We start from the raw sequence: 18,910 nt of genomic DNA, 5'->3' as shown, positions 1-18,910 counted from the left end.
TTCATTTTCTTTATTTTCTTGTATTGATCTTTGATATGCTACCCAGTCCTCTTAGAGTAAACACTTCTTTATAAGGTTCCGGAATGGAATGCAGCACTTTATGTACAGACAAGGCTTGATCTCTATTAACAAGTTTCTCTGTAAACTCACTGGATTCTTCTCTTCTAACTTCTTCTTTACTAACATCGCAATCCGCATATTTTTTTCCACGTTTGCACTCGTTATAATACAGATTTTTTGCAATTTGACAAAGCCAAGCATACATGGTGCAATCACCACGAAATTGATGAATATGTAAGAAAGCTTTATAAAAGGTTTCTTGTGTCAATTCTTCCGCTATATGCACATCCCCCGATAAAGCAATTAGAAATCTTAGAACTTGTTTTGCATATTCATCATAGATATCCGAAAATCCCACCACCTTTTCTCCTTTCGCTTGAAGTAATCATTACGTAACGATATAGATAAGACAACCAAATGATAATAAAGATACAAAAAATTGCGAAACTCATAATAACTTCCCCTACATGTTTCATACCTTAGTTCTAAGACTAAGAAACGATTGCGTAGCAACTCTAGTACTTCTTTGTGTGTGTTAATTAACCTAGGAAGGCAAGGCATGGAAGCCGAGCCAGCCTGAGCACGACAGGATGTCGTGTCGATGGCGTTTCCGTAACTTTTGATTACAGAAACGCACACACTTAGAAGTACTTAGTTACGTAGCGTGTTTCGTGTCATAGAACTAAGTATGAAACATGTATGAAAAGCTTTCACAGTTTCGCAATTCTCTATAATTTATATTGTCAAAAATACGCAACAACCTAGATTTTAGCTACATCTATTAATGTAAGGTTCTTCTTATCATCTTCTGCTGTTTCTAAGCTTGTAAGAAGTGCATTCGCTGTATCAAGTGATGTAAGACATGTTACACCTGTTTCGATTGATACACGACGGATTAAGAAGCCATCTTTTGATTTTTCTGCACCTTGCGTAGGGATATCAATTACAAGGTCGATTTCATGTTCAAGGATTAAATCCATTAAGTTTGGTGATTCTTGCTCAATCTTGTTGATTGCGATTGCTGATACGCCATTTTCATTTAATAATTTAGCAGTACCTCTTGTTGCATAGATTGTATATCCTAAATCGATAAATCTCTTACCAACGCTAACTGCTTCAAGTTTATCCGCATCTTTAACCGTCATAATCATCTTCTTATGTTTAGTAGGATTTACGCCAGCACCAAGGAACGCTTTATATAGTGCTTCATTGAATGTCTTTGCGATACCTAAACATTCACCAGTAGATTTCATTTCAGGTCCAAGGCTAATATCAGCTCCACGAAGTTTCTCGAATGAGAATACTGGCATCTTAACAGCGATATAATCTGCTTCTTTTTGAAGCCCTGGTGTGTAACCAAGGTCACGAATCTTCGCTCCTAAGATTACTTTTGATGCTAGGTCTACGATTGGAATACCCGTAACCTTACTAATATATGGTACCGTACGGCTAGAACGAGGATTAACTTCAATTACATAGACTTCATCTTGGTAAACGATGAACTGAATGTTAATTAAACCGATAACGTTCAAGCTCTTAGCAAGTTTTCTTGTATATTCTTCTATTACTTTCTTAATCTTATCTGATACATTTTGTGTAGGATATACAGAAATACTATCACCTGAATGGATACCTGCACGTTCCACATGTTCCATTATTCCAGGGATTAAGATATCTGTTCCATCACAAACCGCATCCACTTCCACTTCTTTGCCCATTAAGTATTTATCTACTAAGATAGGGTGTTCTTGTACAATACGATTAATAATTCCCATGAATTCTCTTACGTCTTGATCATTGATTGCAATTTGCATACCTTGACCGCCAAGTACATAGGAAGGACGAACAAGTACTGGATATCCAAGTTCATTGGCTGCTGCTAGTGCTTCTTCTACCGTATATACCGTTTTTCCTGCTGGTCTTGGAATATTACAATTTTCAAGAATCTCATCAAATAGCTCTCTATCTTCTGCTGCATCTACATTCTCAGCGCTTGTTCCAAGGATCGGAACTCCCATCTTCAGAAGTGCTTCTGTTAATTTGATTGCAGTTTGACCACCGAATTGTACTACCGCACCATCTGGTTGTTCTAGATCCACAATGTTCTCAACATCTTCTGGTGTTAATGGTTCAAAGTATAATTTATCTGCGATATCAAAGTCTGTACTTACCGTTTCAGGGTTATTGTTTACGATAATCGTCTCATAACCACTTCTTCTAAGTGACCATACACTGTGTACAGAACAGTAGTCGAATTCGATACCTTGACCGATTCGTATTGGACCAGAACCAAGCACCATAACTTTTTTCTTCGTTTTCGTAGCATCTACTTCGTTTTCATTGTCGAAACAAGAGTAATAATATGGTGTGGAAGCTGAGAACTCAGCTGCGCAAGTATCAACCATTTTGAAAGAAGCTGTGATTCCATATTGCTTACGAAGTTCCTTCACTTCTTTTTCTGATTTACCAGTCCATTTACCAATTAACTTATCTGGGAATTCTAATTTCTTTGCTTCTAATAATAATTCTTTTGTTAATTCAGACTTCTTAAGAGTATCTTCCATCTCTACTAAGATCGCAATCTTATCGATGAACCATTCATCAATCTTAGTAATTTCATGTATCTCTTCATAAGTGATGCCAAGACGTAATGCCTCTGCGATTGCATAGATTCTTCTATCATCAATTTTATGAAGTTCTTCTAACATTCTTTCACGGTCAAAACCATCATATAATCCTGTATTTTCAAGACTATCTACGTGTTGTTCTAAGGAACGAATAGCTTTCATTAGAGCACCCTCGAAGTTAGTACAGATACTCATAACTTCTCCAGTCGCTTTCATTTGAGTCGTTAAGGTTCTCTTTGCAGAGATGAATTTATCGAATGGAAGTCTTGGAATCTTAACAACTACATAGTCAAGTGCTGGCTCAAAACTTGCATAGGTCTTTTTCGTAATTGCATTAGGAATTTCATCTAAGGTATAACCAAGTGCTATCTTTGCTGCTACTTTAGCAATTGGATATCCAGTTGCTTTAGAAGCAAGTGCTGATGAACGGCTTACACGAGGGTTAACTTCGATTACACAATATTCAAAAGATGTCGGGTGAAGTGCGTATTGTACATTACAACCACCAGTAATTTTAAGTTCATCAATTATGTTAAGTGCTGAGCTTCGAAGCATCTGATATTCTTTATCTGATAGCGTCTGAGAAGGTGCTACTACGATACTATCGCCTGTATGAACACCAACAGGGTCTAAGTTTTCCATATTACAAACGGTAATGCAGTTTCCATTAGCGTCACGCATTACTTCATATTCGATTTCTTTCCAACCTGATATACAACGTTCTATTAAACATTGTCCTACACGACTAAGTCTAAGACCGTTAGTACAGATGTCAATTAATTGTTCTTCATCCTGCGCGATACCACCACCACTTCCACCAAGGGTGTAAGCCGGGCGAACAACTACTGGATAACCAATTGTTTTTGTGAATTCAATTGCAGCTTCAACCGTTGTAACAACTTCACTGGCTGCACATGGTTCCCCAATCTTCTCCATTGTATTCTTGAATTCAAGACGGTCTTCTGCTTTCTTAATAGTAAGAGAAGTTGTACCAATTAAGCGAACATTGTTTTCACTAAGGAATCCGCATTCTTCAAGTTCCATAGCTATATTAAGCGCTGCCTGACCACCAAGTGTAGGTAATACACTGTCTGGTCTTTCTTTTATAATAAGTTGTTTTACAATTTCAGGATTTAATGGTTCGATATATACACGATCTGCTATATCTTTATCTGTCATGATTGTAGCTGGATTAGAGTTTACTAATACAACTTCAACTCCTTCTTCTTTCAGAGAACGGCAAGCCTGTGTGCCAGCGTAATCAAACTCTGCTGCTTGACCAATAACGATTGGTCCAGAACCAATAACTAATACTTTTTTAATATCTTCAATCTTTGGCATTATTTGCAATCCTCCATCATAGTAATAAATTTATTGAATAAAAGTTCGGAATCTCTTGGACCTGCACATGCTTCTGGGTGGAATTGCACTGTGAAGATATTCTTACCAGTATATTCTAGTCCCTCTACTGTACCGTCATTAACATTCACAAAACTTACTTTCGCAATACTTTCGTCTAAGCTACTGTCATCTACAACGTACCCATGATTCTGTGAAGATATGTATACTCGATTTGTTGATAAATCCTTCACTGGGTGGTTCGCACCTCTATGACCGTATTTCATCTTGTGAGTATCCCCTCCATTAGCAAGTGCCATCAATTGATGACCAAGACATATTGCGAAGATTGGAACATCACTATTATATAATTTCTTTATCTCTTCAATGATACTGGTACATTCTTTTGGATCACCAGGGCCATTTGACAACATAATTCCGTCAGGATTCGCTGCAAGAATCTCTTCTGCTGATGTTAGTGCAGGATATACTGTTACGTGGCATCCTCTCTTAGTAAGGCATCTTGTAATATTATTCTTAGAACCAAAGTCCATCAGTGCAACCTTTAATCCCTTATCTGTTCCTTCATCAGCTGGGTGTTCCGTCTTCTTAAGACGACTTACTTTCTCAACAACACCTGCTGGGGAATACTCTTTTAGTTTTGCCTTCACTTCTTCTAAATCATAATTCTCATTCGTTGTTATCATACCATTCATGGTACCCTTTTCTCTTAGAATCTTTGTAAGAGCTCTTGTATCGATTCCGCAGATTCCCGGAATATCATGTTTTAAAAGAAAGGTTTCAATTCCATCTTGAGAACGGAAATTGCTTGGTCTTCTGGCAATCTCACGTACAATGTAACCATCTGGCCATGCTCTAAGAGATTCCATATCCTCATAACACACACCGTAATTGCCAATCAAAGGATATGTCATAACAACTGCTTGACCAGCATAAGAAGGGTCTGTTAGCACTTCTAGATACCCTGTCATAGAAGTATTAAATACGATCTCACTCACAACTTCTTTTGTTGAACCAATACTGGTTCCTGTAAACACATTGCCATCTTCAAGTATTAAAAAAGCTTTCATATATTAATACCTATTCCTTTCTTTAATAACATTGTTATATATAAACTCTATGAGCTTATTTTAGTTTCCATTTGATTTTTGATAAATTTTTATTATTCTACCACAGAGATAACCAATACACAAGTATAATATGCACTTTTTTCTTGATTTAGTGAATTTTTATACAATTGTGTAAATATTTTAATTTATTAATACATTTTACACAATTTATTCGTCATTAGAAATGGGCAAAAAAAATTAAAACTTAAATTCTTTTTCTTTCTTCCAAATGTTACATTGATTTACCATGAGATACTTCACTAATATTATTCTCAGAATCATTATAAGAATATTTTCTACGATTTTTTTCGTGAAAAAGGATATTTCAAAATCTATGATTTCAAAATACCCTTCCTATATATACCATCCATCAGGATCGATTCCCTAATAAAATGGAAATGCCTCTAGTTGCTTGCCCTGTCTTTGCTGACTGAACAAACATTCTATACTCATCCAATATTCTATTTTTACTTAAATCTGAAACATATCTAGGTACATCTAAATCTTCTATACGACTTCTTGCATCCGTAAGATTTTGACTTGTATATTGATTATTAGAATATACATAATCAAGAGCGTTTGATGAAGCACCAATAGAACTTCTCGACGCCGATACATTCTTAATCGCGTCGTCAATCTTTTGAATGTCAAATTCACCGGTTACATCGTAATCGGCTATCCCCAGTGCATCTAAAGTCGAATTAGGTAATTTTGTATTCATACCAGAACCATTAGCAGACAAAGCAGTATTCACGCTTGTAACACTACCATCTAATAATTTCTTTGTATTATACTCTGTATTCCCAGCAACAGAACTTATATGCTGTTTTAATTGGTCAATTTCACTTTGTATACCTGCTTTATCGTCATCAGAGTAAATTGAGTTGCTTGCTTGCAAACTAAGTTCTCTAATTCTTTGTAGACTATCAGATATAGAACCAAGTGCACCGTCAGCAACATTAAGCATATTCTTTGAATTCGCTGCATTATTACTTGCCATGTCGTATCCATTCGACTGACTCTTAAGACTTTCAGCAATCGATAAACCTGCCGCATCATCTGCCGCAGAATTAATTCTCTTCATTGTTGATAGATGTTCATAGTTGGTATTTAATTGTTTATTAATACTTGATACTGCCATACTATCACCTTCCAATCGAATTCCAAATTCTACACATAAGTTACCACTGTATTACTTAGTTAGACACATTATACTAGAATCCTCATTTGTTGACAAGTCCTTATTTTCACTTTATTTATTAATCATAATTATAGACTATATCACTTCTCTCTATAAGCTTAACATTTTCCAAAGAGAAACATATCTTAATACTATATCTTATTATGAATTGAGGTATCTCATGAGAAACTATGTTTACCCTGCGCAAATGCAGACACAATCTATGGGTAAGTTATCAGTTCGTGTTAACTCACAAGCAAACTTAAGACCAATAGAGAATGCAACTGTTAAAATCACTCGTACTGGTGACCCTACTAATGTACTTGAAGAAATACAAACTAATTCTGTAGGTAGAACGGAAACAATTGAGCTACCAGCTCCTCCATTAGACTACAGTTTAGAACCAGAATCCATGCAACCATACTCGGAATATACTTTAGTAATTTCTGCACCTGGTTTCGAAGATATGACTGTTTCAGGTGCACAGATTCTACCTACCGTTACGGCTTTACAAAGTTCCCAGCTATTACCTATCGTTCAACCTGAAACAAGCGAATTGTTTGTTATCGCACCTCATACTTTATATTACGAATACCCTCCTAAGATAGCGGAAGACGAAATCAAAGATGTTTCTAATTTTAATATCGTACTTGATCGAGTTGTTGTACCTGAATACGTTGTTGTTCATGATGGTCCACCTTCTGATAACTCCGCTAAAAATTATTATGTACTCTACCGTGATTACATTAAAAACGTAGCCTCCAGCGAAATCTATGCGACTTGGCCAGAGGCTACGATACAAGCAAACGTTTTAGCAATTATGTCCTTCACGCTAAATCGTGTATATACGGAATGGTATCGTAATAAAGGCTATAGCTTTACAATCACTTCCTCCACCGCTTTCGATCATAAGTGGATTCCAGAGAGAAATGTTTTTGAAAATATCTCTGTAGTTGTTGACAGTATATTTAATAACTACTTATCACGACCTGGCGTAAAACAGCCAATACTCACACAGTACTGTGACGGTGTTCGTGTTCAGTGTCCGAATTGGATGACCTAATTGCAATTAGGGAGGCATTAGCCTTCCGTCTTCATTGCTTCAATTGCACTAATCTTTGTTGCTCTCTTAGCTGGATAATATCCTGAAATTACACCAACTGCAATAGCAAAACCTGCTGCTAAGAATGGTAACCAAATTGGTATAATCGAGAAGCTTGTCGTAACCGAATTATCATACATAACAGATGTAGATTTCATCAACGCTTCGAATAGAGGTCCACCATATTTGTTAATACAAAAGGATGCAATATAGCTAAGAATAATACCAATTATTCCACCGATTAAGCCAATCATTCCTGCCTCAAACAAGAATAATTTCTTGATGTCCGTAATACAGCATCCTAGTACTTTCATAACGCCTATCTCTTTGGTTCTTTCATAGATTGACATAATCATAGTATTGGCGATACTAATTGCAGATACCAGCATGGCAACTGCACCAACACCACCAAGAACCATTTGCATCATATTCGAAGTTTGCTCTAATGGGGCTAGATAAGAATTCAAACTTTCTGTTTGATATCCCATCTCCTTAATCTTTTTCTCTACCTTGCTAACGTTCTTAACATTATCTACATTCAATTGTATGGTTTCATATTCTTTCAGCGCTTTGATAGCCTTCTTCTTATCTGATGGTTTTATATAATCAATAGCTTCCATATACCATTTCTTAAAGGTATCTAATGACATAAAACATTGATAGTCATACTGTGAATTCTGTTGTAAGATTGCAATATTAGTACCTAAATAAAATTCAGCTCTTTTTGCAGGATCCTTTAACTCATACTGATACATCTCCATATAAGCTAATATCTTATCCTTACCAGCTTCAAACTGATAGGGTTCATATCGATTACCTTTCGTTGAATAGAAATAATTCTTAGGTACCTCACTTCCCATAATCAGTACGTCAGGATTTTCTTCTGTTGGCATTTCACCATACTGTACATCTGGCATACCAAATTCTTTCATTGCATCAACATCCATAACAGAACAATACGCATACCCTTCTACTGAGTTACCAATTTTAAGAGTTAATTGCGCATTAAGAACTGGACTGGCTGTTTTAACATGCTCAATTTGCTTTACGGTATTCAATAAATCCTCGTTAATGATCTGCTCTTTCGTATCAATATAATTACCTTTATCATCCTTAATAGCTGCATACTTACTAATTGTTATTGTGGACAAACTTCCAAGTTCCATTACCTGAGACTTGAATCCTGTATTCATACCAATACCGATGGAGATCATTACTACAATCGAAATAGTACCAATCACAACACCAACAACAGTTAATGCAGTTCTGGCTTTTCTTCTACTAAGATTTCGAAGTCCCATCTTAATAAGATCACTAATCTTCATACAGATCAATTCCTTTTTTTATTTTCTTCTTAGCTAGTAGAATTCCAATAATAACTCCTACCACCAAAGTAGCTGCTGATATTCCTGCAATCGGTACATAACTAGATAAGAACGGGTCCTTAGTTGTCGAACCAGTAGTTTCACCATACATACCGTCCACGCCAGGCATATCGCCTCCAATAGACGTATCTCCTCCTATCGCCATATCTCCGGTATCTCCAGTGCCATCGATTACTTCACCTTCATCGACACCTGTATCCATATTGGTTGAATCTGTATCTCCTTCTACTGTACCATCTGTAGTATCTGTATTCGTTGTTTCACCTTCCACATTCGTTGCATCGGTATTAGCTGAATCACCTTCCACATTGGATACTTCTGTATCCGCCGTATCTCCTTCTACATTGGTTACATCGGTATTGGTTGTTTCACCTTCTACATTCGTTGTGTCAGCTGGTGCTTCATTTGTTGTAGACTCTGTACTGCCTTCTGAACTTTCTAATAAGTTCCCACCACTGCCTGAACTAGAAGTATCTGAACCTCCAATTTTTATTTCTGCAGTCGTTGTTGTATATAATAACTCATTACCTATCATGGTATTATGCATCTATCTTCATCTCCTTTCTTATAAGTCTGCTTCCTCTTCTTTACGTAATTTCTTCTTGTACAAGCTGATTACTACCTTCCTAGCAATAACAATAGCTACAACGAACACTACTACTTGAATTACGATAAATAACCAAGTAGGTAGAATCGCTTTCTTTGCTTCTGGTACAACTGGAATCTCTTCTGGAAATTGACCATTAGTATTAGGATCCATAGTAGGTTGTGCATTAATGAATTGAGTAAAGTCCGCAAACAATTCTACCGTTTCTCCATTACTATCTTCATAAGTAATCTTTAACTGACCAGGACAATCACCTTCCATCAATGGAATTACATCAATCTCATATGTATTTCCTTGTCCTGCTTCAACATTACCAATGAACTTAGTTGATGTATCTGATGCTTGATAGAAATCACTTACTACAGTTGCTGTTACATTATTAAGAGTTGATTTACCCATATTATAGAAGTTAAATGTTAATGTAGTTGCTTCGTTTACACGTGGTTCATCATAGGAACTAATATAGATATCTTGCACTACTGGTCTTGCATTCTCAGCAACTTGAATATTCAATACTTCATCTACTGTTTTAGAAGCAGTACCAACTTCTTCTGTCTTTCCATCTGGACTTGCTGTTTTTCCATCATATTCATAATCAAAACTTATCTTTAATGGATACGCATTAGAAGCTGCATCTGCTTTTACTTTTAATTCAATTGATTGTGTTATTGTTGTTCCTGCTGGTATCTGTTCTATATAGAAACTATTACTTCCTTCCGTTTGAGAGAATATATTATTTTCAGAAGAAATTGTTACTTTAATGTTTTTTGCAGCAATTGACGCATGTGTATTCTTAACATCAAACGTAAATGTAAATACAGATCCAGCCTTTAACTTTTCATCACCTGTATTAAAATTACTTATAATTAATTTTGGTACACTCGTATTTACCGTAACTTTTGGATTAGTAATATCCCGTACGAATAAACTAACATTCTCAGTACCATCTTCAAAATCAGTACCGTCTTTGTTTAAGTATTTATATGTGAACACATATGTTAATTCATGTAAACCTTCTGTAATATCCTCTGATAATTCGTATTGCATCTTAACTGTCTTCTTCTTACCAGCTTGTAATTCATCAATATAAACATAAGGTTTTGCCGATGCTGGGCTAAGTCCTGATGCTGCAATATTAGATGGTGTGAATTTTAATTGTTTAACCGTTGTCTTACCTTTGTTCTCAACTGTAAAAGCTAGAGTTACTTTACCATTAGCAATTGGTGTTTCTGGAGATTGTATTACATTGGTAATAACAATGTTTGGTTTACCATTATTCTGTACTTGATCTTCAGGAACAACGACATTGATAAAGATATTTGCCGTTTCTGTATATCCTTCACCTTTTTTATCATCATACCATGAAACTGTAACCTTTAAGGATTTCGTTCCTGCTGTAGCTTTCGAAGTAACCTTTACAGGGAATTTAACACTCTTTGTAGCTCCGTTTGATAGATTACCTAAAGACATATCGGATGTTGAATAATTTGGCACTATATCTGTTTGAGTTCCAAAATCCCCTAAAGATATACTTACATCCTTAGCAGTTAAGTCACCTGTATTCCCAACTTTCAATGAAATATCAAATTCATCTCCACGATTCACTTCTTCATCATAATTAATACTACTGATTTTAATCTTTGATGCAGCTTTCTGTCCTGTTACTTTAACGCTTAATTTCTTAGAAAAATTTAAAGCACATGTAGAATACTCACCTGTATCATAGTCAATATAATCTCCAGTACCTACAATTGATAACTTATATGTCCCATTACTTGCTAACTCTGTGGTTTCAATATCAAACTCTAATACATATTCTGTATTTTTGGTAAGCGTTGTTACTTCTGCTGAAGTACTTGCAAACTTTACAGTGACATCTGACGTAATATTAATCGGTGCATTCGTATCAACATCTACACTAAAACTAATATTTTCTACGGAATTAAAATATGTATTGCTATTTAGGTTAAACGGAATCTTAACATGTTGTGTTTCTCCCGCTTTGATTTCTACAGTATCTAACGTACCCTTTAACTTAAATGTTTTTGTAACCTCTGACGCTTTACTCACCATTCCATTGCCAACAATATTTACGACAACCATCGCAAGTAGCGCAATATATGAAAGCAGTTTTTTCATCTTCTTTCCTTTCATTATAACTTTCCTCCTCTTTACCTACTTTTCTTCCATTTTCAATTATATCAATCATAAATGATATCGTTTCTTCTGATAATCATTTTTCGTAACTCTCAATCCGATTCAACAGTTGCAGCTGATGTTTCTTCCAGTTCATTATCACCTGTAACCTCACTTCCACTTGTAGTCTCTGATTGTGTCACGATTAAACTTTGGATATTATCCTCTTCATCTACTTTCTTTTCTACTTTCTTTTCTTCTTTCTTTTTTGCAACTTCTTGGAATGATTCAGGTTCTTGTGTATCTTCTACACTTTCCTTGTCCATCTTCTCGTCAGAATTCAACAAATCAATACTCTCGATCCTGCCATCTAAGATACGAATAATCTTATCTGCAAATTCTGCTAATCGCCTGTCATGCGTAACCATAACAATTGTCTGATTATTAGCTCTCGCAACCTCTTTTATTAATTCCATAACTTCCATCGTTGTCTTCGTATCAAGATTACCAGTAGGCTCATCTGCAAACACAATTTCTGGTTTTGCAACGAATGCTCTTGCTATACCAACCCTTTGTTGCTGACCACCACTCATTTGCTTTGGCTTATGTTCAAGCCTTGTTTTAAGACCAACCTTAACCAACATATCTCTTGCCATCTTTTTTCTTCTCTTGGGTGGTATTCGTTTGAAAACTAATGGGAACTCAACATTCTCTAAAGCAGTCATTGAATTCATTAGATTATAAGACTGAAACACAAATCCTAGATACTTTTGACGGAATTTCGCAAGATTTTTCTCACTCATCTTATGAATATTCTTACCCTTTATAATAATCTGTCCACTTGTTAACTTCTCAATGCCTGCCATTAAGTTTAGTAAGGTTGATTTTCCAGAACCAGATGTTCCTAACAAGCAACAGAACTCACCTTTATAGATATCAAAACTCACATCTTCTACCGCAGTAATTCGTTCGCTACCCATTCGGTATACCTTTTTTACATTACGAACCTCAATTACTTTTTCTTTTTCCTCTGCCACTATCTCACCCCCCTTTCAAATATAGTAAAACTAGTCAAACGGATTTCTAACCGATTACCCGTTATTCAGTTAATCGTATACAGTCTTACATCTACAATCGTACTCTATATTTGTCCAATATAGAAGTATTTTTTTCTTAAGAATTTCTTACAATAAATTGCCAAAAAACACGAAATCCAAACAAAAACCGTAGTACAGTAGTTAGAACTTGTCTATTTACCATAATACGGTTTGAAATGTCTCTTATTTTGATCTTTTTACAGAAGAAGCAGCTTTTATAACTTCCTGAGCTTCCCGCTCTTCTTGATCTTTCAATTCTAATCGGTAGTCAATAAAACGAACAAATAAAACCTTAATCAAAGCACCTACTGGTACCGCTAAAATCATGCCTAAGAATCCACCAACTGCACTACCAAAAATCAAGAAAATAATAACTAGTAATGGGTGAATCTCAATACTATGACTAAGTAGTTTAGGTCCTATAATATTACCATCTATTGTTTGAATGATGAATAAAGCAATAACCCCCATAATCATTCTCTTATAATCAGTATTAATTAAACATACTATTATCGTTCCCGCATATGCTACAAATGGTCCAAAATACGGTATCAGATTACAAAGTCCAGCCAATACGCCAATTACAATACTAAACTTAACACCTATAACAGATAATGCAACACTAATTAATACCATCATAACAAGAACATCTGTTAATTGTCCTTTCAAATAACCAGAGAAAACGGTATCTGCATCTCTAATAAATTGTCTAGCATGTTTATTGAATTTCGTACTTAATAATGCTCTTGATACTTTACTGATATAGTTCTTAATCATAGCACCATCAATTAAGAAATAAATTCCTATAATAAGTGCAAAGATAAATGTTGTTAGATACCCTGAAATATTTGTTACAGATCCTAATATGGAATTACCAAATCCTTTTAAACCATTCATTAAAAATGTGGTTGCTTCTTTGATATATGAATTCAGTTCAGCTGATTGAATATTCAAGCTCTCTAATTTTCCCATAATCTGATTAACAAATTCATTAACAGTATTGATGAAATTAGTAACAATTACTACAATATCATCAAAACTAGCGAAACGAACCTGATCTGTTACACTGTATACAAGCATTGAAATCAATGCAGTTACTGCTAATAATATGATAACCAACGTTGTTACTACAGCGTAAGTTCTACACGAATTTTGCTTCTTTTTAAAGATACGCCAATTTTTAAAATGGTTCTCAAAGAAATTCACAATTGGTTCTGTCAAGTAAGCAAACACAAATGCTAAAAGTATTGGCTTCATCACGCGTAATATCCAGTTTAGTATCTCTAACAAGTTAGCTACAATAGCTGGTGCACTTTTTGCTACCAAGCTCAAACAGTAGATAATGATACAAGTCACGATAACATAGATGGACACTAAGGTGTACTGTTTGTTCATCTTATCTTTTACTTTCATTCTGTTTAAACACCTTTTTCTACAAATAATTTTATTACTTCCACAGCATTATCAATACCAACGAAATCACTCTTGATAGACAAATGATAGTTTTCTGCTTTACCCCACTTCTCATTGGCATGATAATTGTAATAGTTAGCCCTTCGCTTGTCAATCTTTAAGATATTTTCTTGTGCCTTTGCTATTGGCATATTGTACTTCGTAGTGGCACGTTCAACACGATTTTTTATGTCTGCCCATACAAACACATGAACAACATTAGGATTATCTTTCAATATGTAATCTGCACATCTTCCCACAATTACACATGGTCCTTCTGCAGCAACCTTTCTTATAACATCAGATTGCGCCAAATAGATTCTGTCATCTAAAGATAAATTAGCAAAACCCATATCTTGATTTCCATAAGCGCTCATCCCCATAGCTATTGAATATAACAAACTATTAGTTGCCTTATCTTCAGCTCTTTCGAATACAGATTCAGCAAATCCACTTTCTTTAGCTGCTCTGGTAATTAATTCATTGTCATAGAATGGAATGCCTAATATCTTAGCTAGTTTCTCTCCGATTTCTCGTCCACCACTTCCATACTGTCTACTAATTGTAATGATCTTATTCATAACAATCCCTCCATTCATCATAATAATCTGTACAAACTTATAACTTCTTAAAGTCAAGCTTCTTGACTTTGGTGCGGTCTTACACTACGTGTAACCCTAGCTCTAGAACCTTGTTCTATCGCTAACTGATCAGGTAAAATACGTTAGACTCGAGAAATCACTTCGTAATTTCCCTCGTTAACTTATAACTCCTGCGGAGTACGGTCTTACACTACGTGTAACCCCTAGCTCTAGAACTTCATTCTATCGCTAACTGATCAGGTAAAATCAAATACTCACTTCGTTCGTGCTTGATTTTCTTCCGATCAGTTACATTATACCACTTTTTATAATATCTGGACAGAATTATTTGATAGTTTACTTTAATTTTTCCCTTTCTCGATGATTTCTAAACATTCATCGAGAATATTCTCATTACTTGTCATAATATCGGGTGTAGTACCTACCTCTAAATTACAAGAACCATCTTGATTAAGTGGATAATCTCCACGATACCCCACTAACAGTTTACTATTCGGTAATTGGTATGCGAAAGCATCTAATCCCAAACCACCACCGCTAGTAGTTTCACCGACTACGGTAGCGAACCCCGTCTGTTCACAGAAGTTCGCGAATTTATCAGCCACGCCATATGTGTATGCATTGGTGAGAACCCATAGCTTCGAATTCAAAATCGCTTCTGTATCACTTGGTTCTATTTCGAAGGAATCTACTACATAACAATCCAAATTCTCTAAATCTTCTTTTACAATCTTATCAAAACTTGGGAGCGTATCAATACTCTTAATCTCCTCTTGCTTATAACGGCTTTGAATGAAGTTTCTATTGTTCTCGCCATCCTTAAAAAGAAGATACGTATCTGCAGTTAATGGCTTATCAATATTAGGTGCTATTATATTTTGTACCATATACTCCTCAACCCCTGAATAAACATTCTGTAAATCTATAATAACATGATTAAAATCCTTCACTTCATCAAAAAATGCTAATAACTTTTCTTTATCTTCTTTCACATATTCCCTGTCAAATGACTTAAATGCTATATACGCTACTTTTCCCTCTTCGATAATACCAATATTAAAGTTATTAGCAAGTACTGTCTTAACTTTCCGTTCTCTAAATTCAGAAACATAATCTCTAGTATTGTGGATGTATTTTAATGTATTATAGGATTTAACACTTTCCTGCTCTTCAATCAATGATAATAAATATTGATTCTTATCGGCTGTAAATCTTTGCATATAATCTTCGTTATACTTATATCTCCAGTAATCCCAGATGGAAAGATCACCTACATTCTTTATGCTCGCAAATGCTAAATTAAATATATTAAAATACTCGCTTCCATCTTTGCATTCCATCATCTTCTCTAAATAATTCTGTAATTTTTGTTCATAGTCAATCCCATATCTTTCTAGGAGACCAAAGTAAGGATAATTCTCCTTCAAAGCAGCCTCCATCTGTTCGTAGTCTTTTACCATCTCTTGCGTTGTCATTTCATATTGCTGCTTTCTACAACTAATAACAACCAATGCTGCTATAATTCCAATGAGTATTAGTAAGATAAAAGAAAATAACAATTTTCTTTTCGTAATATATAGTTTGATATCTATTAATAATATCTTTAATTTATTATTCATGTCTTCCCCTTACTGTCCTTTATTAATATCTTTAGAAATCATAACCCCTATTCACAAACGGGGTTGTTGCAAAACCTGTGTAGATATAGTGTTTTGCAACAACCCATGTTTGTTTACTCGCTAATAGCTTCTATTGTTTCTGCAATTTCCTTACTAGCATTCGCATTGATATTAACATTCCTTGTAACTTGTGCATCATACCCTTTTGCCTTAACAAGATCAGATAAATCAATACCGGTTACTTCCTTCATCGACTCCATAACTTGAGTCATAACTCCTGTTACATTAGAAGCTACGTTGGCAACTCCGTTACCTTCTGTACTACCACCGCCATCCATGATAATAATTTTATCAATCTGCGATAATGGTTTTGCAATGTTCTCTGCAACATCTGGTAAAACTTTAATAAGCATCTCTGCAACTGCAGCTCCAGAATATTTCTGATAAGCCTCTGCCTTTTTCTCCATGGCTTCTGCTTCTGCAATACCCTTTGCACGAATTGAGGAAGCCTCTGCAGTACCCTTTTGGCTAATAACATCTGCTTCTGCTTGACCAGTTAGCTTAATAGCCTCAGCTTCTGCAATTGCTTTAATTTTTCTCGCTTCTGCTTCCGCCTGGGCAAATCTTGTTTGTGCTTGTGCCTGTGCTTCTGCTTCTGCTATTTTGCGATACTTTTCAGCATCTGCAATCGTTTGTTGCTTCTCTTTATCAGCAATCGCTGGTTCAACAACTTCTGCACGAAGACTTTCCTTCTTACGTTCCGCTTGTTTTTGTGCAAGTTCGATATTCTTCTGCTCCTTCGCAATCATAATCTGCACTTGAGCAGCTTCAATATCCTTTTGTCTTTCTTGCTTTAATAATTCAGCATCCATCTCTGCTGTTACTACTTCTTTATTGGTAATGTTTTTCTGAATTTCATAGGCTGCATCTGCTTTTGCTTTTGCTGCTTGCTGTTCTTGCATATATGCAGCTTCTTGAACTTGTTTTAACTTAGTAGCTTCTGCTATCTCTGTCTCAGCAAGTAATCTTGCTTGCTCACCAGCTCTTTTTGCTTTAGAAGTCTCAATCTGCATCTCACGGTCAGCTTCTGCTCTCGCTATCTCTGCATCTTTTTTCTTCTCAGCTATCTGTTTAACACCAAGTGCATTAATATAACCATTGCTATCATTAATGTCTTTAATGGTAAATACTTTAACTTCAAGACCCATCTCCGTTAATTCAGTTCCTACTACTTCTTGAACTTTAGAAGAGAAAGTCTCTCTATCACGATATATCTCTTCAACAGTCATGGTAGATACAATTTCACGAAGTTTTCCTTCAAGTACATTCGTTGCTGTACTACGGATTGATTGTTCAATCATAGTCTCATTCTTGCCTGTGAATTGCTCAATTGCATTGAATATAGAATTCTGTTCGTTCTTTACTTTAATTACCGCTGTGCCAATAACTGCAATTGGTACACCTTGAGACGACATACTCTCATCTGTTACAACATCTAACTGAATGTTGCCAAGTGATATGTAATCAATTCTTTCAAAAACTGGAATTACTAGACCACCACCACCGGTGATAATCCTCTTCTTCAATCCTGTAACAACTGCCGCTTTATCCTGTGGTACCTTCTTCCACATCGATAGAATAACCATCAAGATAATGACAATTCCAGCAACAATTAGTATTACTGGTAACATACTTTCTAAACTTTCTGGCATACTATACCCTCCTTAAACTCATTAACCTCTAGTTTCTCTATAGTCAAACAGATACTACTCTGCTTACTATCATACTGATTACTATAACTCCTCTAATTTCTCAACAATCGCAACATTCTTCTCAAAATATAACACTCTTACCTTTGTATCTTGCCGTATTCCCTCGGTAGAAACAACCGACTTTGCTGGATATGATGTTGTTATACCATCTAATGTTGTTATACTAACACTACCAAAGCCTCCCGGAATGATCGTATTCACTATTTTAGCATCGAACAAAAGTAATTGTTCTTTGGAATACGTGGTGTGTTCAATCTGTTTTAACTTATGAATTAAAGTCTGTACGATAATAGCAACTAGATATCCGAACGCCACCGCTATAATCATGCACAAGGTCTGATTACTCTTATGTATTAACATCTTACCAAGTGCACCGAATACCAATAATCCAGCACAGATACTTTGAACTGAAAAAGGGAGCAAACAAAGATGCATAGTACCTATTTCAATATTCAAGTCAATATGTAAACTTTCAAGCATACCAGACAAACCATCAAAAAACCCATCAATTATATTAGTTATTTGACCTAATATTAATGATAACAGTGGGATTCCAATACCGATTATCATACATATCGTATATGCCCTTTCCATATTATTCCCCATTTCTATAATTGTTTATTTTTATTTTATGGTTCGGGTGTCAAAAGTCATTCAATAAACTTACCTTCGTCAATTTGCACATTCACAAACCTGAGTATGTGATGCAGAACATAGTTTATTCGCAACCCGCTCTCGCTTGAATGAAGTTCGTAGTGGTACGTAAGGCTCTAATATACAGAGCCGAAGTACCAACGACTTCA

The 18,910-nt window shown here is 35.4% G+C and carries 13 protein-coding genes and 1 pseudogene; 1 reads left to right on the top strand and 13 read right to left on the bottom strand.

The genetic code is table 11. The features are described 5' to 3' along the window. Positions 1–10 precede the first annotated feature (10 nt). The 4 genes from BUB90_RS12575 to BUB90_RS12560 form a co-directional block, all read right to left on the bottom strand. A complete protein-coding gene (locus BUB90_RS12575) occupies positions 11–418 on the bottom strand; it encodes an RNA polymerase sigma factor (protein ID WP_073288216.1) in 408 nt (135 codons plus the stop codon). 403 nt (positions 419–821) lie between these two features. After that, positions 822–4,028, bottom strand: a complete 3,207-nt coding sequence (gene carB / locus BUB90_RS12570) for a carbamoyl-phosphate synthase large subunit (RefSeq protein ID WP_073288214.1) — start codon at positions 4,026–4,028, stop codon at positions 822–824. Further along, complete coding sequence (locus BUB90_RS12565) at positions 4,028–5,116, bottom strand: carbamoyl phosphate synthase small subunit (protein ID WP_073288212.1); 1,089 nt, start codon at positions 5,114–5,116, stop codon at positions 4,028–4,030. Before BUB90_RS12565 ends, carB begins: the two co-directional genes overlap by 1 nt. A 409-nt stretch (positions 5,117–5,525) precedes the next feature. Then, a complete protein-coding gene (locus BUB90_RS12560; RefSeq protein ID WP_073288210.1) occupies positions 5,526–6,296 on the bottom strand; it encodes a flagellin in 771 nt (256 codons plus the stop codon). A gap of 220 nt (positions 6,297–6,516) precedes the next feature. On the opposite strand from BUB90_RS12560, the gene BUB90_RS12555 reads away from it, so the two are divergent. Next, positions 6,517–7,398 carry a carboxypeptidase-like regulatory domain-containing protein gene (locus BUB90_RS12555; RefSeq protein ID WP_330393788.1) on the top strand — a complete coding sequence of 294 codons (882 nt, stop codon included), beginning with the start codon at positions 6,517–6,519 and terminating at the stop codon, positions 7,396–7,398. 17 nt (positions 7,399–7,415) lie between these two features. Here the strand turns inward: BUB90_RS12555 and BUB90_RS12550 are convergent, their stop codons facing one another. From BUB90_RS12550 to BUB90_RS12510, 9 genes and pseudogenes are all read right to left on the bottom strand, one after another. Further along, a complete protein-coding gene (locus BUB90_RS12550; RefSeq protein ID WP_073288208.1) occupies positions 7,416–8,762 on the bottom strand; it encodes an ABC transporter permease in 1,347 nt (448 codons plus the stop codon). Then, on the bottom strand, positions 8,752–9,369 hold the full coding sequence (locus tag BUB90_RS12545; protein WP_073288206.1) for a hypothetical protein: 618 nt from the start codon (positions 9,367–9,369) through the stop codon (positions 8,752–8,754). The genes BUB90_RS12550 and BUB90_RS12545 overlap by 11 nt, the downstream gene beginning before the upstream one ends. An 18-nt stretch (positions 9,370–9,387) precedes the next feature. Beyond that, a complete protein-coding gene (locus BUB90_RS12540) occupies positions 9,388–11,583 on the bottom strand; it encodes a COG1361 S-layer family protein (RefSeq protein WP_073288203.1) in 2,196 nt (731 codons plus the stop codon). A gap of 341 nt (positions 11,584–11,924) precedes the next feature. Continuing rightward, positions 11,925–12,545 (bottom strand): annotated as a pseudogene (locus BUB90_RS12535) (ABC transporter ATP-binding protein); the annotation flags it as partial. 300 nt (positions 12,546–12,845) lie between these two features. Further along, positions 12,846–14,075 (bottom strand): AI-2E family transporter, encoded by a 1,230-nt coding sequence (locus BUB90_RS12530; protein ID WP_073288201.1) that lies wholly within the window; start codon positions 14,073–14,075, stop codon positions 12,846–12,848. 5 nt (positions 14,076–14,080) lie between these two features. After that, entirely contained in the window at positions 14,081–14,695 is a 615-nt protein-coding gene (locus BUB90_RS12525) for a cytidylate kinase-like family protein (RefSeq protein WP_073288199.1), read from the bottom strand. 362 nt (positions 14,696–15,057) lie between these two features. Next, complete coding sequence (locus BUB90_RS12520) at positions 15,058–16,335, bottom strand: S41 family peptidase (protein WP_073288197.1); 1,278 nt, start codon at positions 16,333–16,335, stop codon at positions 15,058–15,060. A gap of 113 nt (positions 16,336–16,448) precedes the next feature. Continuing rightward, positions 16,449–18,047 carry a flotillin family protein gene (locus BUB90_RS12515; RefSeq protein WP_073288195.1) on the bottom strand — a complete coding sequence of 533 codons (1,599 nt, stop codon included), beginning with the start codon at positions 18,045–18,047 and terminating at the stop codon, positions 16,449–16,451. An 81-nt stretch (positions 18,048–18,128) separates the two neighbouring features. Then, entirely contained in the window at positions 18,129–18,701 is a 573-nt protein-coding gene (locus tag BUB90_RS12510) for a hypothetical protein (protein WP_073288192.1), read from the bottom strand. Positions 18,702–18,910: the final 209 nt, after the last annotated feature.

It is taken from the genome of Anaerosporobacter mobilis DSM 15930 (genome assembly GCF_900142955.1).
Classification (GTDB): Bacteria; Bacillota; Clostridia; order Lachnospirales; family Lachnospiraceae; genus Anaerosporobacter; species Anaerosporobacter mobilis.
Note: the sequence above shows the minus strand (reverse complement) of the source record. Positions and strands in the feature narration are given on the sequence as shown.

Coding starts and splice junctions, on each gene's coding strand:
- carB (WP_073288214.1), bottom strand. CDS start 4,028: ATGCCAAAGATTGAAGATATTAAAAAAGTATTAGTTATTGGTTCTGGA.
- BUB90_RS12565 (WP_073288212.1), bottom strand. CDS start 5,116: ATGAAAGCTTTTTTAATACTTGAAGATGGCAATGTGTTTACAGGAACC.
- BUB90_RS12560 (WP_073288210.1), bottom strand. CDS start 6,296: ATGGCAGTATCAAGTATTAATAAACAATTAAATACCAACTATGAACAT.
- BUB90_RS12555 (WP_330393788.1), top strand. CDS start 6,517: ATGAGAAACTATGTTTACCCTGCGCAAATGCAGACACAATCTATGGGT.
- BUB90_RS12550 (WP_073288208.1), bottom strand. CDS start 8,762: ATGAAGATTAGTGATCTTATTAAGATGGGACTTCGAAATCTTAGTAGA.
- BUB90_RS12545 (WP_073288206.1), bottom strand. CDS start 9,369: ATGCATAATACCATGATAGGTAATGAGTTATTATATACAACAACGACT.
- BUB90_RS12540 (WP_073288203.1), bottom strand. CDS start 11,583: ATGAAAGGAAAGAAGATGAAAAAACTGCTTTCATATATTGCGCTACTT.
- BUB90_RS12530 (WP_073288201.1), bottom strand. CDS start 14,075: ATGAAAGTAAAAGATAAGATGAACAAACAGTACACCTTAGTGTCCATC.
- BUB90_RS12525 (WP_073288199.1), bottom strand. CDS start 14,695: ATGAATAAGATCATTACAATTAGTAGACAGTATGGAAGTGGTGGACGA.
- BUB90_RS12520 (WP_073288197.1), bottom strand. CDS start 16,335: ATGAATAATAAATTAAAGATATTATTAATAGATATCAAACTATATATT.
- BUB90_RS12515 (WP_073288195.1), bottom strand. CDS start 18,047: ATGCCAGAAAGTTTAGAAAGTATGTTACCAGTAATACTAATTGTTGCT.
- BUB90_RS12510 (WP_073288192.1), bottom strand. CDS start 18,701: ATGGAAAGGGCATATACGATATGTATGATAATCGGTATTGGAATCCCA.